At 69.9% G+C, this 17,726-nt stretch carries 18 protein-coding genes and 1 pseudogene; 8 read left to right on the forward strand and 11 right to left on the reverse strand.

Features of this window, described 5'->3' with window-relative positions; genetic code table 11:
• The first annotated feature begins 7 nt into the window (after window positions 1–7).
• The gene (locus tag ACPW96_RS09280; protein WP_425882828.1) at window positions 8–1,453 is read left to right on the forward strand and encodes an aminopeptidase P family protein; all 1,446 of its coding nucleotides are present in this window, start codon (window positions 8–10) and stop codon (window positions 1,451–1,453) included.
• A 147-nt stretch (window positions 1,454–1,600) separates the two neighbouring features.
• Window positions 1,601–3,391 (forward strand): gamma-glutamyltransferase family protein, encoded by a 1,791-nt coding sequence (locus tag ACPW96_RS09285; RefSeq protein WP_425882829.1) that lies wholly within the window; start codon window positions 1,601–1,603, stop codon window positions 3,389–3,391.
• On the opposite strand, the gene ACPW96_RS09290 is transcribed toward ACPW96_RS09285, so the two are convergent.
• Together ACPW96_RS09290 and ACPW96_RS09295 are read right to left on the reverse strand one after the other, a co-directional pair.
• Window positions 3,388–4,092: an alpha/beta family hydrolase gene (locus ACPW96_RS09290; RefSeq protein WP_425882830.1), complete on the reverse strand. Its 705-nt coding sequence runs from the start codon at window positions 4,090–4,092 to the stop codon at window positions 3,388–3,390. The two genes, ACPW96_RS09285 and ACPW96_RS09290, sit on opposite strands and share 4 nt — an antisense overlap.
• Window positions 4,089–4,787 (reverse strand): general stress protein, encoded by a 699-nt coding sequence (locus ACPW96_RS09295; protein ID WP_425882831.1) that lies wholly within the window; start codon window positions 4,785–4,787, stop codon window positions 4,089–4,091. Before ACPW96_RS09295 ends, ACPW96_RS09290 begins: the two co-directional genes overlap by 4 nt.
• Before the next feature lie 84 nt (window positions 4,788–4,871).
• On the opposite strand from ACPW96_RS09295, the gene ACPW96_RS09300 reads away from it, so the two are divergent.
• The 3 genes and pseudogenes from ACPW96_RS09300 to ACPW96_RS09310 all read left to right on the forward strand — a co-directional run bounded on the left by ACPW96_RS09300 (window position 4,872) and on the right by ACPW96_RS09310 (window position 7,863).
• Entirely contained in the window at window positions 4,872–6,197 is a 1,326-nt protein-coding gene (locus ACPW96_RS09300) for a magnesium transporter MgtE N-terminal domain-containing protein (protein ID WP_425820179.1), read from the forward strand.
• Window positions 6,197–6,812, forward strand: a pseudogene (locus ACPW96_RS09305) (DUF1003 domain-containing protein); the annotation flags it as partial. The gene ACPW96_RS09300 and the pseudogene ACPW96_RS09305, both read left to right, overlap by 1 nt.
• Window positions 6,760–7,863, forward strand: a complete 1,104-nt coding sequence (locus tag ACPW96_RS09310) for an Mrp/NBP35 family ATP-binding protein (protein ID WP_425882832.1) — start codon at window positions 6,760–6,762, stop codon at window positions 7,861–7,863. The pseudogene ACPW96_RS09305 and the gene ACPW96_RS09310, both read left to right, overlap by 53 nt.
• Before the next feature lie 62 nt (window positions 7,864–7,925).
• Here ACPW96_RS09310 and ACPW96_RS09315 read toward each other — a convergent pair whose 3' ends face one another.
• A complete protein-coding gene (locus tag ACPW96_RS09315) occupies window positions 7,926–8,306 on the reverse strand; it encodes a Sec-independent protein translocase TatB (protein ID WP_425820176.1) in 381 nt (126 codons plus the stop codon).
• A 71-nt stretch (window positions 8,307–8,377) separates the two neighbouring features.
• Here ACPW96_RS09315 and ACPW96_RS09320 point away from each other — a divergent pair, with 71 nt between their 5' ends.
• A complete protein-coding gene (locus ACPW96_RS09320; protein WP_425820175.1) occupies window positions 8,378–9,016 on the forward strand; it encodes an O-methyltransferase in 639 nt (212 codons plus the stop codon).
• Between the two features lie 67 nt (window positions 9,017–9,083).
• On the opposite strand, the gene ACPW96_RS09325 is transcribed toward ACPW96_RS09320, so the two are convergent.
• The 3 genes from ACPW96_RS09325 to dapE all read right to left on the reverse strand — a co-directional run bounded on the left by ACPW96_RS09325 (window position 9,084) and on the right by dapE (window position 11,654).
• Window positions 9,084–9,257, reverse strand: a complete 174-nt coding sequence (locus ACPW96_RS09325; protein ID WP_325485000.1) for a DUF3117 domain-containing protein — start codon at window positions 9,255–9,257, stop codon at window positions 9,084–9,086.
• Between the two features lie 82 nt (window positions 9,258–9,339).
• Complete coding sequence (locus ACPW96_RS09330; RefSeq protein WP_425882833.1) at window positions 9,340–10,596, reverse strand: mannosyltransferase family protein; 1,257 nt, start codon at window positions 10,594–10,596, stop codon at window positions 9,340–9,342.
• Window positions 10,578–11,654: a succinyl-diaminopimelate desuccinylase gene (gene dapE, locus ACPW96_RS09335; protein WP_425882834.1), complete on the reverse strand. Its 1,077-nt coding sequence runs from the start codon at window positions 11,652–11,654 to the stop codon at window positions 10,578–10,580. Before dapE ends, ACPW96_RS09330 begins: the two co-directional genes overlap by 19 nt.
• Before the next feature lie 67 nt (window positions 11,655–11,721).
• On the opposite strand from dapE, the gene dapD reads away from it, so the two are divergent.
• Both dapD and ppk2 read left to right on the forward strand, forming a co-directional pair.
• Complete coding sequence (dapD, locus tag ACPW96_RS09340; protein WP_425882835.1) at window positions 11,722–12,678, forward strand: 2,3,4,5-tetrahydropyridine-2,6-dicarboxylate N-succinyltransferase; 957 nt, start codon at window positions 11,722–11,724, stop codon at window positions 12,676–12,678.
• Between the two features lie 26 nt (window positions 12,679–12,704).
• Entirely contained in the window at window positions 12,705–13,598 is an 894-nt protein-coding gene (gene ppk2 / locus ACPW96_RS09345) for a polyphosphate kinase 2 (RefSeq protein ID WP_425820171.1), read from the forward strand.
• A gap of 33 nt (window positions 13,599–13,631) precedes the next feature.
• Here the strand turns inward: ppk2 and ddaH are convergent, their stop codons facing one another.
• The 5 genes from ddaH to ACPW96_RS09370 all read right to left on the reverse strand — a co-directional run bounded on the left by ddaH (window position 13,632) and on the right by ACPW96_RS09370 (window position 17,709).
• A complete protein-coding gene (ddaH, locus tag ACPW96_RS09350) occupies window positions 13,632–14,390 on the reverse strand; it encodes a dimethylargininase (protein ID WP_425882836.1) in 759 nt (252 codons plus the stop codon).
• 4 nt (window positions 14,391–14,394) lie between these two features.
• On the reverse strand, window positions 14,395–15,699 hold the full coding sequence (locus ACPW96_RS09355; RefSeq protein WP_425820169.1) for a citrate synthase: 1,305 nt from the start codon (window positions 15,697–15,699) through the stop codon (window positions 14,395–14,397).
• Window positions 15,700–15,827: 128 nt separating this feature from the next.
• Window positions 15,828–16,946, reverse strand: coding sequence for a succinyldiaminopimelate transaminase (gene dapC / locus ACPW96_RS09360; protein ID WP_425820168.1), 1,119 nt, complete (start codon window positions 16,944–16,946; stop codon window positions 15,828–15,830).
• 4 nt (window positions 16,947–16,950) lie between these two features.
• Entirely contained in the window at window positions 16,951–17,271 is a 321-nt protein-coding gene (gene fdxA, locus ACPW96_RS09365) for a ferredoxin (protein ID WP_425820167.1), read from the reverse strand.
• A gap of 9 nt (window positions 17,272–17,280) precedes the next feature.
• Complete coding sequence (locus ACPW96_RS09370) at window positions 17,281–17,709, reverse strand: DUF6113 family protein (protein WP_425882837.1); 429 nt, start codon at window positions 17,707–17,709, stop codon at window positions 17,281–17,283.
• Window positions 17,710–17,726 lie beyond the last annotated feature (17 nt).

The raw sequence follows: 17,726 nt of genomic DNA on the forward strand, positions 1-17,726 counted from the left end.
TGGATGCATGAGCACCGAAGGCGAAACCGACACGATCGACGCCGTTCCCGCCGAGCCCGCATCCGCTGAACCGGCCAAGTCCCCGAGCTCGACGACGAACCGGCGCCAGCCCTTCCCGAAGGGCTTTCTCGACACGATCTCCACCGGCTGGGCCGAGCGCCCCCACACGATGCCGCCGGCGCGCGAGCAGGCGTCGTTCGCCGCCGCACGCCGGGCGGTCGTGTCCGCCGCGTTCCCCGGCAAGCGCCTGGTCGTCGCGGCCGGCTCGCTGGCGACACGCAGCAACGACACGGACTATCCGTTCCGACCCCACTCCGCCTTCGCGCACCTCACCGGCTGGGCGAGCGATGCCGAGCCCGAGTCGGTGCTCGTGTTCGAACCGACCCGGAACGGTCACGACGTGACCCTCTACTTCCGCGAACGCGCCGACCGCACGACGAGCGAGTTCTACTCCGACGCGACGATCGGCGAGTTCTGGATCGGACCTCGGCCATCGCTCGCCGCGGTAGCCGCGGACCTGGGCGTGGCAACGGCGCACATCGACGCCTTCGAGGCATCCGCCGACGACCTGCTGGTCGGAACCGACGAGGACCTGACGCGTTTCGTCAGCGAGATGCGCCTCGTCAAGGACGAGTACGAGATCGCGCAGATGCGGCTCGCTGTCGATGTCACCGAGAGGGGCTTCGATGACATCATCCGGGAGCTGCCGCGCGCCCTCGAGCACCCCCGCGGGGAGCGCATCGTCGAGGGGGTGTTCCACCAGCGTGCGCGCAGCGACGGCAACTCGGAGGGCTACGACACGATCGCGGCATCCGGCCCCCACGCCTGCTACCTGCACTGGACGCGCAACGACGGGGCCGTCGTGCCTGGCGACCTCATCCTGATCGACGCCGGCGTCGAGATGGACAGCCTCTACACCGCCGACATCACCCGCACGCTCCCCGTGAGCGGCACCTTCACCGACGTGCAGCGTCGCGTCTACGAGACGGTGCGCGAGGCCGCGGATGCCGCGTTCGCCGCGGCGCGGCCCGGTGTGAAGTTCCGCGCCGTGCACGAGGCGGCGATGCAGGTCATCGCCCGGCGTACCGCGGAATGGGGCCTGCTGCCGGTGACCGCAGACGAGGCGCTCGACGCCGAGAACGGAGGGCAGCACCGCCGCTACATGGTGCACGGCACGAGCCACCACCTGGGCATCGACGTGCACGACTGCGCGCAGGCGCGCCGGGAGATGTACTACGACGGCCTGCTCGAGCCGGGCATGGTGTTCACGATCGAACCCGGACTGTACTTCCAGATCGACGACCTCACGGTGCCGGAGGAGTACCGTGGCATCGGCGTTCGCATCGAGGACGACATCCTGATGACCCAGGACGGGCCCGTGAACCTGTCGGCCGCCATCCCGCGCACCGCGGACGAGGTCGAGGCCTGGATGCTTCGTCTCGGGGTGCGCTGATGCGCACGCCTCGCTCCGCACAAGTGCTTCGTCTCGGGTCAACCGAGAGCCGCGGTCGCTGAGCGCCCTTCGCCTCGTCGCCACGCTCCTCGCTCAGGAACCGCGCAGCAGACCCCTGCGCTGACAGCACCCGTCGTCAGGATCACCATGACCTTCACTCCTGCGCCCGCATTCATCACGCGGCCCACGCTCACGGGCACGTTCGGCATGAGCGCGTCCACGCACTGGCTCGCCACCGCCAGCGCCCAGGCGGTGCTGGAGCGCGGGGGCAACGCCTTCGACGCCGCGGTGGCGGGTGCATTCGTACTCCATGTGGTGGAGCCGCACCTGAACGGGCCGGGCGGCGACATGACGGGTCTCTTCGTCACCGCGGAGGACCCGGGCACCCCGGTCGTGCTGATGGGGCAGGGGCCCGCCCCGGCCGGCGCGACGATCGCTCACATGCGCAGCGAGGGACTCGACCTCGTGCCGGGAGCCGGGGGCCTGGCGGCGGCCGTCCCCGGCGCGGTGGACGCCTGGCTGCTGCTGCTGCGCGACCACGGCACCCTCGAGCTGGCCGACGTGCTGGGTTACGCGATGGGCTACGCGCGCGACGGTCATCCTCTCCTGCCCTCGGCCGCCGCCACGATCGCGCGGGTCGCGGACCTGTTCCGTGATCACTGGCCCTCGTCCGCCGCGCTGTGGATGCCGGACGGGACGGTTCCCGTCGCCGGCACCGTGGTGCGCAACCCGGCGTACGCCGCGGTCCTCGAGCGGCTGATCACCGCGGGCGGCGGCGCGGAGGACCGGGTCGCACGCATCGACGCGGCCCGCCGGGAATGGCGCGCCGGGGTCGTGGCTCGAGCGGCGTCCCAGTTCCTCGCAACACCCCATCGGCACTCCACGGGCACCGATCATGCGGCCGTTCTGACTCCCGATGACTTCGCGGCCTTCGAGGCGTCGTACGAAGAGGCCGCCACGGCATCCTTCCGCGGGCACACCATCGCCAAGACCCCCGCCTGGGGTCAGGGCCCGGTGCTGCTGCAGGCGCTGCGGCTGCTGGACGGGCTCGAAGACGATCGCCTCGACCCGTCGACCGAGCTGGGCGCCCACACCGTGCTCGAGGCGCTGAAGCTCGCGCTGGCCGACCGCGATGCGTACTACGGCGACGCCGATGTGCCGCTCGACGTGCTGCTCTCCGACGCCTACACAGACACGCGCCGCGCGCTTCTCGGCGCCGAGGCGTCGCGGGAGTGGCGGCCGGGCAGAATTCCGGGTCGCGCGCCGTTCGCCCCGCCCCTGCGCTCGAGCCTCGATTCGGCGAGTGGTCCCGGCACTGGCGAGCCGACGGTGGCGAAGAGCGGCGAGACGCGCGGGGACACGTGCCACATCGACGTGGTGGACCGCTGGGGCAACATGATCTCGGCGACTCCGTCCGGCGGGTGGCTGCAGTCCTCCCCCACCATCCCGGAGCTCGGGTTCTGCCTCGGAACCCGCCTGCAGATGACCTGGCTCGATGAGGCTTCTCCCTCGGCGCTCCGCCCCGGGTCGAGGCCGCGCACGACCCTGAGCCCCACGCTCGTCCTCCGCGACGGACGAGCCGTCATCGCCCTCGGCACGCCCGGCGGCGATCAGCAGGACCAGTGGCAGCTGCCGGCGCTTCTGCGCATGCTCGTGGGCGGCTACTCTCCCCAGCAGGCGATCGATGCGCCTATGCTGCACACCACCGCGCTGGTCGACTCCTTCTGGCCGCGCACCTACGAGGTGGCGGGTGCCGTGGTCGAGGACCGCCTGGGTGAAGCCGTGATCGCCGGATTGCGGGCTCGGGGGCATTCGGTGACGCGCACCGGCGACTGGTCGCTCGGGCGGCTCTCCGCCGTCGGCATCGACCGCGACAGCGGGCTGCTGTGGGCAGCGGCCAACCCGCGCGGAGGACAGGGATACGCCGCGGGGCGCTAAGCCGCCGTCGGGTCGGGTCGGCGTGACCGCATGAACGCGGCGACGAGTGGCGCGAGCTGGGAGCCGATCTCGTCGGCAGTGCGCTTGTGGCCCTTCACCTCGAACGAGTGCCCGCCGCCATCGATCCACTCGATGGTGGCGTCCCGACACGAGGCGACCGCCTCGTCCAGCTGCGAATGCGGATCGACGAAGGGGTCGTGGGTGCCCTCGACGAAGAGCTGCGGTGCGCCGATGACCGGGAGGTGCGCGGCCCGCACCTTCGTGTCGTCGCCCGGTGGATGCAGCGGATAGCCCAGGTACACGAGCCCGCTGACAGCGTCGGCGAGCTCGGCGGCGTCGGCCACCGCCATCGACGCCATCCGGCCGCCGTAGGACTTGCCGCACGCCCAGACCGGGGCGCCATCGGCCCGGGACACCGCGAAAGCGATGGCCGCGCGCCAGGCGGCGATCGCGTGCGTCGCCGGGCCCGGCATCCGGCGTCCGGCCTCCAGGTAGGGGAAGTTGAACGTCAGCGTCGCCACGCCCTCCGCACGCATGCCGCGCGCGAAGCCGACGAGGAACGGATGCCGGTATCCCGCACCCGCGCCGTGCGCGATGACGATCGTGGCCCAGGCGTCGTCGGGCCGCTGGTGATCGGCCGAGACCTCGACTGTGCCGGCCGGAAGGTCGACAGACAGCCGGGGCGCGACCTCGTCGGTCATCGATTCCGGCTCGGTGCACCGTCACCGGCGTCGTCCGCGCCGGCATTCCCGGGCGCTGATGCTTCGCCCCCCGCGGGATCGGGGGCCGGAGCCACCCTCTCCCCATAGCGGGGCGGCTCGGTCTCGCCATCGCGGGGCGAAGCAGAGCGCTCTGGCTGCGCGACCGGCTGCTGCCGCACCGGCGGCATGGGGTCGACGGCGGCCACGGTGGACGAGTCGACGACTGTCGTGCGCCCGAGGATCTCGCGAGCCCGGTGGATGCTGCGCGAGGCGACGGTGACCTCGTAGTGATCGGCGGTCACCTGTACGACGCTGGCGTAGTCGCGGCGGCGACGCACGAAGGAGTAGGTGACGAGACTCAGCAGCATGCCGACGGCGATGCCGACGAACAGCACGCCGACGAATGCCTGGATCGGCACTGCAGGGCTGCCCAGAACGAGGATGGCGGCGAAGAACAGCCCGATCAGCACGCCGTTGATGGCACCCGATCGGGCCGCCGTCGCGTAGCCGAGCTTGCCCGTCACCCGCTCGATGGATCGAAGACCGGAGCCGACGATGGCGATGTCGCGCGCCGCGATCTCGGCGGCGATGAGCTTGGAGACGGCCTTCTGCGCCGCCTCGTACTCGGGGAACGACGCGACCATCTCGCCGACCTCTGTGTTGCCGGAGACCTGTGGACCACCCAACATGCTCATGCCCCCATTCTCCCATGCTCCGTACTTGCACCCACGGCCGCGCATGATCGGGGCGGTGCGGGATCCCGGGGCTACGCTGGAAGCGTGAGTACGCAGAGGGTGTTCGTCGCGCGCCTCCAGGGGTGCGCCGTCTTCGACCCCGCCGGCGACCGGCTCGGCAAGGTCCGCGATGTCGTCGTCGTGTACCGAAAATCCGACCCTCCGCGCGTTGTGGGGCTCGTCTGCGAGATCCCGGGGCGCCGCCATGTGTTCCTCTCGATCGGGCGCGTGACATCGGTCGCCCTCGGCCAGGTCATCACGACCGGTCTCATCAACGTGCGCCGTTTCGAACCACGAGGGGGCGAGGTGCGCGTGATGGCCGAGATGATCGGCCGCCGCATCCAGCTCGTCGACGGGTCGGGCACCGCCGTCATCGAGGATGTCGCCATCGAGCGCAACCGCCTCGGCGAGTGGGCCGTCGGTCAGCTCTTCCTTCGCAAGCCCAAGACCAGCGCGTCGCCGTTCGCCAAGGGCCCGACGACGTTCGCGTCGTGGTCGGAGGTCCGGGAGGACCAGGCACCGGGGCAGGCGCAGTCCGCGGAGCAGCTCGTGGCGAGCTACTCGGAGTTGAAGCCCGCCGACCTCGCCAACACGCTGCTCGACCTGCCGGACGAGCGCATGATCGAGGTGGCCGAGGAGCTGTCGGATGAGCGCCTCGCGGACGCCCTCGAAGAGATGCCAGAAGACGAGCAGGTGCACATCCTCGAACAGCTCGGCGACGAGCGCGCCGCAGACATCCTCGACGCCATGGAGCCGGATGACGCCGCAGACCTACTTGCACAGCTTCCCGAGGGACGGCTGGAGCAGCTGCTGGATCTGATGGAGCCGGAGGAGGCGGACGACGTCCGGATGCTGCTCGCCTACGGCCCCGACACCGCCGGCGGTCTGATGACGCCGGAGCCGATCGTGCTTTCGGCGGAGGCGACGGTCGCCGAAGCCCTGGCGCTCATCCGCCGGCACGAGCTGCATCCGGCCCTCGCGGCATCCGTCTTCATCACGCTGCCGCCGTACGAGACGCCCACCGGGCGCCTGCTCGGCGTCGTGCACTTCCAGCGGATGCTGCGCTACCCGCCGCACGAGCGCCTCGGCGCCATCATCGACGACTCGCTCGACGCCGTCACCGCCACGGCCTCCGCGGCCGAAGTGGCCCGCATGCTCGCCAGCTACAACCTCGTCTCGCTGCCCGTCGTCGATCAGGCTCATCGCCTCGTCGGCGCCGTGAGCGTCGACGACGTGCTGGACTACCTGCTGCCCGATGACTGGCGCTCGCACGACGGCGACGTGGTGGCCCCAGCACCCTCGGCCGGTGCGATCCTGACAGCGCGCTCTGCGGCGACGGGGACCCCCCGAGGCGCCGTGAGGAGGCGCTGATGGCACGCGCGTCCCGCCAGCCGTCGCTCGACGCCCCCCGCGGCCGTTCCGGCATGCTGAGCCGCAATCCGCAGCCGTCGCGCGACCGGTTCGGCCGATTCTCCGAAGCGTTCGCGCGAGGGATGGGGACCTCAGGGTTCCTGATCGGCATGACCGTCTTCGTCGCGGTGTGGCTGATGTGGAACACGTTCGCGCCGGTGGAGCTGCAGTTCGACCCGCGGGCCACGAACTTCACGCTGCTGACGCTGATCCTGTCCCTCCAGGCGTCCTACGCGGCGCCTCTGATCCTGTTGGCGCAGAACCGTCAGGACGACCGCGACCGCGTGCAGATCGAGCAGGACCGCCAGCGCGCCGAGCGCAACCTCGCGGACACCGAGTACCTCGCCCGTGAAATCGTCGCGCTGCGGATGGCCGTCGCGGACTTCCACGCGGACGTCGTCACGAAGGATGTGCTTCGCACGGAGCTGAGGGCGACGCTCGAGAAGATCGAGGACCACGCCGACGGCGACGGCCGATGAGGAACGGGACCACGGCCGAGTCGGTCCGGCGGGCAGTCGGGGCGGTGATCGACCCCGAGCTGCGGCGGCCACTGGCCGAACTCGACATGGTGCGCGAGATCTCCGTGGATTCAGGCGCTGCGCGCGTCGGTATCGCGCTGACGATCGTCGGGTGCCCCGCGGCCATGCGCATCGAATCCGATGTGCGGTCGGCCGCCGCGTCCGTTCCCGGCGTCACCTCCGTCGACGTCGAGGTGGGCGTCATGACACCGGACGAGCGGCGGACGCTCACGGACCGGCTGCGGGGCGGCAGGGCGGCACGCACCATGCCCTTCGGCCCTGATTCGCTGACGCGCGTGATCGCCGTCACGAGCGGGAAGGGCGGGGTCGGCAAGTCGAGCGTCACCGCCAACCTGGCCATCGCCCTCGCGCGGCGAGGCCTCGCCGTCGGGCTCGTCGACGCCGATGTGCACGGCTTCTCGATCCCCGCGCTGATGGGGCTCGCCCGGGACGGCGCGATCCCATCCCCGACCCGCATCGACGACATGATGCTGCCTCCGATCGCCCACGACGTGAAGGTGATCTCGATCGGCATGTTCCTCCGCCGGGAGGGCGAGTCGCCGACGGGGGCCGTCGCCTGGCGCGGGCCGATGCTGCACCGCACCATTCAGCAGTTCCTGACGGACGTCTACTTCGGCGACCTCGACGTGCTCCTGCTCGATATGCCGCCCGGAACCGGCGACATCGCGATCACCGTGGGGCAGCTGCTGCCGAATGCCGAGGTGCTGGTCGTGACGACCCCGCAGAGCGCCGCCTCCGATGTCGCGGTGCGCAGCGGACTCGTGGCCCGCCAGACCGGCCAGCGAGTGGTCGGGGTCGTGGAGAACATGGCCGCCATGACCCTCCCCGACGGAACGAGGCTCGAGCTCTTCGGCTCGGGTGGTGGCGCTCAGGTGGCAGAGGCGCTCTCCACCGCCGACGAGCGCGTCGAGGTGCTCGCCTCCATCCCGTTGAGCACGACGCTGCGCGCCGGCGGCGACACGGGGGAACCGGTGGTCATCGCGCATCCCGAGGACGCGGCGGCGGTGGCCATCGAGTCGCTGGCCGCCTCTCTCGCCGCGACGCGCCGCGGGCTGGCGGGGCGGTCGCTGCCGCTCACGCCGCGCTGACTGCGCACGATCGCCGCGCACACCGAGTGCCGCTGGTCACTGCAGACCAGGATGCCCGGGCGTCAGGTGGCTTCGGAGTCGAATGGCGGGGGCTCGGCCGCGGTGAACACCGGCCGCTCGATCGGCTTGCCGGCCGTCGCCATCGCCGCCGCGCCGAGCGAGACCGCCTTCACCGGGGCGACAGGGGTGTCATCGAGCAGGGCCTCGCGGATGATGCGCCGCGGGTCGTACTGCCGGGGGTCGAGTTTGCGCCAGTCGACGTCGTCGAACTCGGGCCCCATCTCCTCGCGCACCCTCGTCTTGGCCCCGCGCATGTATTCGCGGGCCCGGCCGACGAAGCGTGCGAGGCCCTCCGCGTAGCGAGGCAGGCGCTCGGGACCCACGAGCATCGCAGCGATCACGCCGATCAGCATGAGCTTCTCGATCGTAAGCCCGAAGAACATGGCTCCAGGTTACCGGTCGCGCCTGTGCCCGGCGCGCGGATCCCCCGCGTAACCTGGCCGGAGGAGGACCCATGAGCGAGCACGACGCGAACGCCAGATATGCGCGGGACGCCATCATCGAACCCGAGCACATCGCCCGGGCCCGCACGCACGCCCTCGAGATCGGCGCGGCGCCGATCAGCCCGGGCGTCGGCGCGCAGGCCGCGGTGATCGCGGCGGCATCCCGAGCCCTCAACATCGTCGAGATCGGGACGGGAGCGGGCGTCTCAGGACTGTGGCTGCTGCACGGCTCGCCGCGCGCGACGCTCACCACCATCGACAGCGAACCCGAGCATCTCGGCGTTGCGCGTCAGTCCTTCGCCGAGGCGAAGATCCCCGCCGCCCGCGCCCGCTTCATCACCGGGCGGGCCAGTGACGTGCTGCCCCGGATGAACGAGGCGTCGTACGACGTGGTGCTGGTGGACGCCGACCCGGAGAAGGTCATCGAGTACGTCGAGCACGGGCTGAGGCTGGTGCGCCTCGGCGGCACGGTACTGATCCCGCGAGTGCTCAACGGGGGAAAGGTCGCCGATCCGGTGCAGCGCGACGAGGCCACGAAGGCCTACCGGTCGCTCATTCAGGAGACCCAGGCCTCGCCCGCCGTGATCGGAGCACTCTCCACCATCGGCGAAGGTCTTCTCCAACTCACCACGATCGCCGGCCCCGCCTGAGCAGGCACGCCGGCACCGACGCGAAAGGCCGGATCATCCGACCCGGCCTTTCGTGTGACGTGCGGTGCTACGCGGCGTTGACTACCCCACCGAGCACGCCATAGAGTTCCTTGGCCTCCGCGTCGTTGACGGAGACGACGAGACGCCCCCCACCTTCGAGCGGCACGCGCACGATGATGAGTCGACCCTCCTTCACGGCCTCCATTGGCCCGTCTCCGGTTCTCGGCTTCATGGCTGCCATCGTGGCTCCCTTTCGTCGCTGGTCTGCACCTCAAGTTTATCCCCCTCCACGGCCTCTCCGATTCACCGGTGGATGCATCGAGTCACGGGATCTGCCAGTACGTATTGCCCAGTGCGTACATGTTGTGGATCCACCACCACTGTCCGATCAGGCAGAGTGCCAGCACCGAGACGCGGTAGACCGTCGAGCGGGGTGCGGCGACCGCTCCCCACAGCGGCGAGAGCGGCAGCAGCAGCCGGAACAAGCTGGACTGCGGAAAGAACACGGCGAGCAGATACAGCAGGTAGCTCGCCGCCCAGAGCCGAACCTCCACCCCGAGGGACTTGACGTGCGGCTCGAACAGCAGCAACCCCGCGAGCCCGATGCCGAGCAGCGCCAGCACGACGTAGCCGGTTCCGGCGCCCAGCCCCCACACCCCGAACCAGAACGCGGCGCCCTGGATCCAGCCGTCGAACGGAACGAAGACGCCGGTCGAGTCGCGGATCCAGCTTCGTCGCCAGGCGAGCTCCGTCGCGAGGTAGGCGCCGGAGTCCCCGGTCACCCATCCGGCGAGCACCTGCCAGGAGAAGCCGACCAGCACTGCGAGTGCGCCGAGTGCGAGGATGTGCAGAACCTCGCCCGCACCCAGTGGTTCCCGGCGCCGCGAGAACCATCGCCACACGCCGTAGATCCCGAGGAACAGGGCGAACGCGAGCACGCCCGGCCGGGTGTATCCCATGAGGGGGATCAGAAGGTACAGCCATCCGTAGCGGCGACGCTGCACGCACCACAGCGAGAACATCAGCCAGAGCAGGAACAGCGACTCGGCGTACCCGACCTGGAACAGCACGGAAAGGGGGCCGGCGGCGAAGAACAGGGCAGCCCAGGTGGCCGTCGCCGCATCCTGACGGTCGCGGAGCACCCGGTACAGCACGAGGCAGGCAAGGTAGCCCGCGACCAGCGAGATCGTCAAGGCACCGATTCCCCATGGGCCCAACGACCCGCCGATGCCGGCGGCCCGCAGCGGGCCGCCCAGCAGCTGCGCGAGATATGCGAACACGGGCATGAAGGCCCACTGGTTTTCGGCCACCTGTCCTGTGTCGGTGAGGGGCAGTTGGCTCGGATAGCCTTCAAGCGCCACGAGCCAGTACCACTGCGCATCCCAGCCGAGGATGAAATGCGAAAGGGTCGCATCCTCGCCGAAGCGTGAGCCCGGTCCGGCCAGGTGGGCGGCGAGGAGCAGGAATCCGGTGGTGACGAACCGGGCTGCGACGTAGAGGATGCCGATCCGCAGCGCGGCCGGCAGCCCGGCCCAGCGTCGATCAGCCGGTGCCTTCAGCGTCAGCCGCCGTTCAGCCACGCCCGCAGGCCCTGCTCCACGGCGTCGATCTGTGCCACGGGCACACGCTCCTCGTCGTGGTGCGCGAGATGCGGGTCACCGGGGCCGTAATTGACGGCCGGCACGCCCATGGCGGAGAAGCGCGCCACGTCGGTCCACCCATACTTGGGCTGCGGTTCGCCGCCGACCGCCGCCAAGAACTCCTGCGCGATGGGGGCGTCGAGACCGGGTCGCGCTCCGGGCGCCAGGTCGACCACGTCGACATCGAAGCCCTCGAAGACGTTGCGAACGTGATCCGCCGCCTCCTCCGCGGTGCGGCTGGGGGCGAAGCGGTAGTTGACCTCGATCTCGCAGAGGTCAGGGATCACGTTGCCCGCTACTCCCCCGCTGATCCGGACGGCGTTCATCCCCTCGCGGTAGACCAGACCGTCGACGGCGATATCGCGCGGCCGGTAGGCGGCCAGGCGCCCGAGCGCCGGTGCAGCGGCATGGATGGCGTTCTCGCCGATCCACGCCCGTGCACTGTGGGCGCGAACGCCGTGCGTGCGCACGATCGCCCGCAGGTTGCCATTGCACCCTCCCTCGACGGTGCCGTTGGAGGGCTCACCGAGAATGGCGAAGTCCCCTGCGAACAGGTCGGGGCGCGTCCGTGCGAGCCTCGTCAGCCCATTGAGGTCCGCGTCGACCTCTTCGTGGTCGTACCACATCCACGTGATGTCGACCCGGGGTTCGGCCAGCTCGGCCGCGAGCTTGAGCTGCACCGCGACACCGGCCTTCATGTCGACCGTCCCGCGGCCCCAGAGGTAGGCCTCGCCGTCGTTGTGGATGTCGCGGGTGGGCAGGTTCTGGTTGATGGGCACCGTGTCGATGTGACCGGCGATCACCACACGCTGCGCCCGCCCGAGGCCCGTCCGGGCGACGATCGTATCGCCGTCGCGGTACACCTCGAGGTGGCCGAGCGAGCCGATGGCGGCGTCGATGGCGTCGGCCAGTCCGGCCTCGTCGCCCGACACGCTCGGGATGTCGCAGATCGTTCGGGTGAGATCGAGGGATGACGCGGTCAGATCGAGCTCGGGCATCCACCGAGTCTATCCAGCGGATGTCCACCCCCTCATCCGCCCGGATGCCAGCCGCTAGCGTTGAGGGATGAGCGAATCCCGGCAGGTGTGGGGCGACGGCCTCGCCACGATCTCCGCAGACGGCACCATCCTCGACACGTGGTTCCCCGCACCGCGCACCGGCCGCATCCCGCAGGGCCGCGATCCTCAGATCGTCGGCGAGGGCGTCGATCGGCTCGCGGTCGCCGACCCGCGTCGGGCGGTCACGGTCGATGACGTGACCATCGAGATCGATCTGGATGCCGCTTCGGCGTCCACGCCGGATGCCTATCTGCGCCTGCACGCCCTGTCGCACCTGCTCGTGCGCCCGAACGAGGTGAATCTCGATGGCATCTTCACGCACCTGCCGATCGTGGCGTGGACGAACGCCGGGCCGATGCATCCGGACGACTTCACCCGCCTCCGCCCCCTGCTGCTGCGCGACGGCATCCAGGTGCAGGGCCTGGACAAGTTCCCGCGCCTGCTCGACTACGTCACCCCGGTCGGCGTCCGGATCGCGGACGCCTCGCGCGTGCGCCTCGGCGCGTACCTCTCGCCTGGCACGACGGTGATGCACGAGGGCTTCGTGAACTTCAACGCCGGCACCCTGGGTGTCAGCATGGTGGAGGGACGCATCTCCCAGGGGGTCGTCGTCGGGGACGGCAGCGACATCGGCGGCGGAGCCTCCATCATGGGAACCCTGTCCGGCGGCGGCGAGCATCGTGTCTCGATCGGCGCCCGTGCTCTGCTCGGCGCGAACGCCGGGGTCGGCATCTCCATCGGCGATGACTCGGTCGTCGAGGCCGGCCTCTACGTGACCGCGGGGACGAAGGTCGTGCTGCCGGATCGTTCGCGCCGAGCGGACGGCACGTTGCAGAGCGTCAAGGCCGCGGAGCTGTCCGGCGTCCCCGGCATCCTGTTCCGCCGCAACTCGCTCACCGGCGCCGTCGAAGCGGTCCCGCGCACCGGCGCGGGGGTCACCCTCAACGAAGTGCTGCACGCGTAGAGTCGCACAGACGGCGAAGGAGCCCCATGGCCAACCGAATGTCCAAGAAGCTGTACGAGTCCGAACTGATGGTGCTGCAGGCCAAGCTGGTCGACATGCAGGCCTGGGTGCAGGCGAGCGGCGCCCGCATCGTGGTGATCTTCGAGGGACGGGATGCCGCGGGCAAGGGCTCCACCATCAAACGCGTCACCGAGTACCTCAACCCTCGGGTCAGCAAGATCGTCGCCCTGCCTGCCCCCGGCGACCGTGACAAGACCCGGTGGTACTTCCAGCGGTACGTGCCACACCTTCCCGCAGCCGGCGAGATCGTGCTGATGGACCGATCCTGGTACAACCGCGCCGGCGTCGAGCAGGTGATGGGCTACTGCACGAGCGACGAGTACCACCGCTTCCTTCACCAGACCCCGATCTTCGAGCGCCTGCTCGTCGAGGACGGCATCATCCTGCTGAAGTACTGGTTCAGCGTCTCTGACGAGGTGCAGGAGGAGCGCTTCCATTCGCGGCTGGCCGATCCTATGAGGCGATGGAAGCTGAGCCAGAACGACGTGCTCTCCATCACGAAGTGGGAGGACTACTCCCGCGCGAAGGACACGATGTTCGTGCACACGAACATCCCGGAGGCGCCGTGGTGGGAGGTCGACTCCGACGACAAGCGCCGCAGTCGCATCAACGCGATCGCGCACCTGCTGTCGCAGATCCCCTACGAGCTCGTCGAGCGCGAGGAGATCGTCATCCCGCCCCGCCCGCCATCGGGTGGGTACGAGCGCCCGCCGCAGGATGAGAACTCGCAGGTTCCCGACTACTCCGCCGAGCTGGAGCGCCGCAGCGAGGAGGAGCGCGTCAAGGGCAAGAAGAGCAAGCGCGACAAGGAGAAGGACGCGGCTCAGATCGCCAAGAAGGAGCGCAAGAAGGCCGGGTGAGTCGCCGCGCGGGGCACCGGGGCGTGTCGCGCCTCAGCGGACCCGCACCGACAGGCACGTGACGCAGCCCTCGAGCTTCTCGAACTCCGTCACCGGCGCGGTCTGCACCTGGAGGCCGCGGGCGGCGAACACCTCGGCCGTTGCCGGAGCGTCGGCCGACATCAGCACGGTGCGCTCATCGAGTACGACGACCGCGGTGCCGTGCTCCTCCGGGACGGGCAGGAAGGCATCGAAGAGCGACGGGTCATCGACCAGGGGTTCATAGCCGATGATCGTGCGGTCCGGCAGGGCCGTGACCGCTGATTTGAGGTGCAGCACCTTGGTCACAGGCACCTCTCGCACGGTCCACCCCCGGGGCTCCACGAGCGCCCGCAGCTGCAGTATCCCGTCGGCGTTCGTCCGGGAGCTCGCGCCGACGTAGGCGACGCGGCCGACCTTCAGAACGTCGCCGCCCTCGAGCGTTCCCGGTTCCTCGATGGACGCGATCTCGAGACCGAGTTGCTCGACCACCGGGCGCACCGATTGCACCTCTCCGCGTCTCGACGCGGCGCCGGGCCTCGTGAGCACGGCGAGTTGGTCGAAGATCACAACTGCGTCTTCGACGAAGACGCCGTCCGCGTGCTCGTCGGCGCCCGGCGCCTCGACGATCGTCCAGCCGCGTCGGCGATAGGCATCCACGTACGTCTGCCACTGCCGGGTCGCGAGCTCCGCATCCACGGGCGAGCGATCCAGGTGCGTCAGCTCTCCGTCGGCGAGAAGGGGCGACGGCGGCCGAACCAGGAGCCGGGGCATGGCCTCAGCGGGCGCCCGGGTACTGGCGCTCGGGCGCACCGACGTACAGCTGCTGCGGGCGACCGATCTTCGTCTGCGGGTCGACCTGCATCTCGCGCCAGTGCGCCAGCCAGCCAGGGAGACGGCCGATGGCGAAGAGCACGGTGAACATGCGCGTGGGGAATCCCATCGCCTTGTAGATCACACCCGTGTAGAAGTCGACGTTCGGATACAGGCGGCGCTCCTTGAAGTAGTCGTCCTCGAGCGCGATCTCCTCGAGCTCCTTCGCGAGATCCAGCAGCGGGTCGTGCACCCCCAGTTCGCGCAGCACTTCGTCGGCGGATTCCTTCACGAGCTTGGCGCGCGGGTCGTAGTTCTTGTAGACGCGGTGCCCGAAGCCCATGAGCTTGACACCGTCTTCTTTGTTCTTGACCCGCTCAACGAAGCGGCGGACTCCCTCACCGGATGCCTGGATGCGACCCAGCATGTCGAGCACGGCCTCGTTGGCCCCGCCGTGCAGGGGTCCGTACAGCGCGTTGATCCCCGCAGAGATCGAGGAGAACTGGTTGGCGCCGGTCGAGCCGACGAGCCGAACGGTCGAGGTCGACGCGTTCTGCTCGTGGTCCTCATGCAGGATCAGCAGGCGCTCGAGCGCCCGCGACATGACGGGGTTGACGTCGTACAGTTCGGCGAGCACCCCGAAGTTGAGCTTCAGGAAGTTGTCGACGAAGCTCAGCGAGTTGTCGGGGTAGAGGAAGGCCTGACCGATGCTCTTCTTGTGGGCGTAGGCCGCGATCACCGGGAGCTTCGCGAGCATGCGGATGGTGTTCAGCTCGATGTGCTCGGGGTTGGCCGGGTCGGACTCGCGCTCGTAGTAGGTCGAGAGCGCGGAGACCGCGGACGAGAGCACCGACATCGGGTGCGCGGTGTGCGGCAGGGCGGAGAAGAAGCGCTTGAGGTCCTCGTGCAGCAGAGTGTGGTGACGGATGCGGTCATCGAATGCCGCCAGCTCGTCTGCCGTCGGAAGCTCGCCGTAGATCAGCAGCCACGCGACCTCGAGGTAGGTGCTGTTCTGGGCCAGCTGCTCGATCGGGTAGCCGCGGTAGCGCAGGATTCCCCTGTCGCCGTCGATGTAGGTGATCGAGGACTTGGTGGCCGCCGTGTTCACGAATCCGTAGTCCAGGGTGGTGAGGCCCGTCTGCCGCGTGAACGAAGCGATGTCGATGCTCGCCGCACCGTTCGTGCCGCGGTGAACGGGGAACTCGGCCGTTCTGCCGTCCACATGCAGAGTAGCCGTCTGGTCCGAAATGGGCGTTCCCGCGTCGCTCACGGCGCCTCCTCGCGATTTCTGGTCGTGATGGGTCTCGCTCGGCTCGTGGGCCGCCGTTACAGCCTAGTAGCCCCCCGAAGCCTCAGTTGACACCGCCAAACAACGGGCCGTTCGGGTGGAGGAATCCGCTACCAGGCCGGCTGCGCCGCGGTGAGCCGGGCGGCCGCTGCGGAGATGCGCTCGTCGGTCGCGGTGAGCGAGAGTCGCACGTGATGCGGGTGGAAGGGTCCGTAGAAGTGGCCCGGTCCGGCGAGGATGCCGAGGGCCGCCAGGCGCTCCATGCTCTCCCACGCGTCGCGGTCCTCCGTCGCCCACAGGTAGAGACCGGCCTCGCTGCGGTCGATGCGGAAGCCCGCCGCCTCGACCGCGGGTCGCAGCATGTCGCGCCGTGCCCTGTACCGCTGCTTCTGCGCCTCGACGTGCACGTCGTCCGAGAGCGCGACCGTCATGGCTGCCTGGACCGGCGCCGGGAGCATCAGGCCCATGTGCTTGCGGGCCGTCAGCAGCCGGTTCACCAGCACCGGGTCGCCGGCGAGGAACGCCGCTCGGTAGCCCGCCAGGTTGGACTGCTTGCTCAGCGAGTACACCGAGAGCACCCCCGTGACGTCGCCGCTCGTGACGCCGGGGTCGAGCACGGACGGGATCGGCTGCGTATCCCACGGCGCGTCCCAGCCCAGTTCGGCGTAGCACTCGTCGCCAGCGAGCACGGCCCCCCTCGCGCGCGCTCCGGCCAGCGCGTCTCGCAGGGCTTGGGCATCCCATACCCGCCCGTCGGGATTGCCCGGCGAGTTCAGCCACACCAGCTTCGTCTCGGCCGGCCACTCCCGCGGATCGTCGCTCGCGAACGGGGTGGCACCGGCGATGCGCGCGCCTACCTCGTAGGTCGGGTACGCGGCGCGCGGGTGGACCACGACGTCGCCGGGACCGAGGTCGAGCAGCGTCGGCAGCAGCGCGACCAGCTCCTTGGAGCCGATGGTCGGCAGCACGTGCTCGGGGCCGAGCCCCGGGACGCCCCTCCGACGGCCGAACCAGTCGGCGATCGCGGCCCTCAGCGCCGGCGTCCCCGTCGTCTGAGGGTAGGAATGCGCGTCGGTCGCATCGCGGAGTGCGTCGCGGATGATGCCCGGTGTGGGATCGACGGGCGATCCGATCGACAGGTCGATGATGCCATCCGGATGCGCGCGAGCGCGGGCGGCGTACGGTGCGACCGCGTCCCAGGGGTAGTCGGCCAGACCGCTGACGCCCACGGCGCTACGGCGCCTGCGGGGGGAGGGCGTGGATGACCGGGTGGTCCTTGTGGATGACGCCGACCTTGGCGGCACCGCCCGGGGACCCGATGTCGTCGAAGAACTCGACGTTGGCCTTGTAGTAGTCCGACCACTCCTCAGGGAGATCGTCCTCGTAGTAGATCGCCTCGACGGGGCACACCGGTTCGCAGGCGCCGCAGTCCACACACTCGTCCGGGTGGATGTACAGCGATCGATCGCCCTCGTAGATGCAGTCCACCGGGCACTCGTCGATGCACGCCCGGTCCTTCACATCGACGCAGGGCAGGGCGATCACATAGGTCACCGAACCAGTCTACGTCGCGCCGTGAGAAGCAGAGTCTGACCCGAGGGGGGTCGGCGGCGGTGCCGACGGCGCGCGGCCGGGGATGCGCGACATGTCGGGCCACGCCACCACGATCGTCACACAGAGGGCGAGAGCGATCGTCCAGATCGTTCCTGGACCCTCCTGAGGCACGACCACGGAGCCGCCAGGACCGCGTCCCGAGATGACCACCAGCGTCGTCATCATGCCGAGGCCGGTGGCCAGGGTCGCCCAGCGATCGGATGTGAGCGCGCGCACGGCGATCAGCAGCGCTGCGCTGCCGAGAACGGCGAGCACGAGGCCCAGAGGGAACCAGCCGAGCATGTAGGCGTGCGCGATCGTCCCCGCCAGCGAGTAGACGCAGCCGACCAGGAAGGCCAGCAGCCACGTAACCGCTCGCGAGAGCCACCTGGAGCGCATCCGGCGAGTCTACCCGC

It is taken from the genome of Micromonospora sp. DT81.3 (genome assembly GCF_049847225.1).
GTDB lineage: Bacteria > Actinomycetota > Actinomycetes > Actinomycetales > Microbacteriaceae > Microbacterium.

What these genes read in the sequence shown, in the direction of transcription:
- ACPW96_RS09280 (WP_425882828.1), top strand. Translation starts at nt 8, where the DNA reads ATGAGCACCGAAGGCGAAACCGACACGATCGACGCCGTTCCCGCCGAG.
- ACPW96_RS09285 (WP_425882829.1), top strand. Translation starts at nt 1,601, where the DNA reads ATGACCTTCACTCCTGCGCCCGCATTCATCACGCGGCCCACGCTCACG.
- ACPW96_RS09290 (WP_425882830.1), bottom strand. Translation starts at nt 4,092, where the DNA reads ATGACCGACGAGGTCGCGCCCCGGCTGTCTGTCGACCTTCCGGCCGGC.
- ACPW96_RS09295 (WP_425882831.1), bottom strand. Translation starts at nt 4,787, where the DNA reads ATGAGCATGTTGGGTGGTCCACAGGTCTCCGGCAACACAGAGGTCGGC.
- ACPW96_RS09315 (WP_425820176.1), bottom strand. Translation starts at nt 8,306, where the DNA reads ATGTTCTTCGGGCTTACGATCGAGAAGCTCATGCTGATCGGCGTGATC.
- ACPW96_RS09320 (WP_425820175.1), top strand. Translation starts at nt 8,378, where the DNA reads ATGAGCGAGCACGACGCGAACGCCAGATATGCGCGGGACGCCATCATC.
- ACPW96_RS09325 (WP_325485000.1), bottom strand. Translation starts at nt 9,257, where the DNA reads ATGGCAGCCATGAAGCCGAGAACCGGAGACGGGCCAATGGAGGCCGTG.
- dapE (WP_425882834.1), bottom strand. Translation starts at nt 11,654, where the DNA reads ATGCCCGAGCTCGATCTGACCGCGTCATCCCTCGATCTCACCCGAACG.
- dapD (WP_425882835.1), top strand. Translation starts at nt 11,722, where the DNA reads ATGAGCGAATCCCGGCAGGTGTGGGGCGACGGCCTCGCCACGATCTCC.
- ppk2 (WP_425820171.1), top strand. Translation starts at nt 12,705, where the DNA reads ATGGCCAACCGAATGTCCAAGAAGCTGTACGAGTCCGAACTGATGGTG.
- ddaH (WP_425882836.1), bottom strand. Translation starts at nt 14,390, where the DNA reads ATGCCCCGGCTCCTGGTTCGGCCGCCGTCGCCCCTTCTCGCCGACGGA.
- ACPW96_RS09370 (WP_425882837.1), bottom strand. Translation starts at nt 17,709, where the DNA reads ATGCGCTCCAGGTGGCTCTCGCGAGCGGTTACGTGGCTGCTGGCCTTC.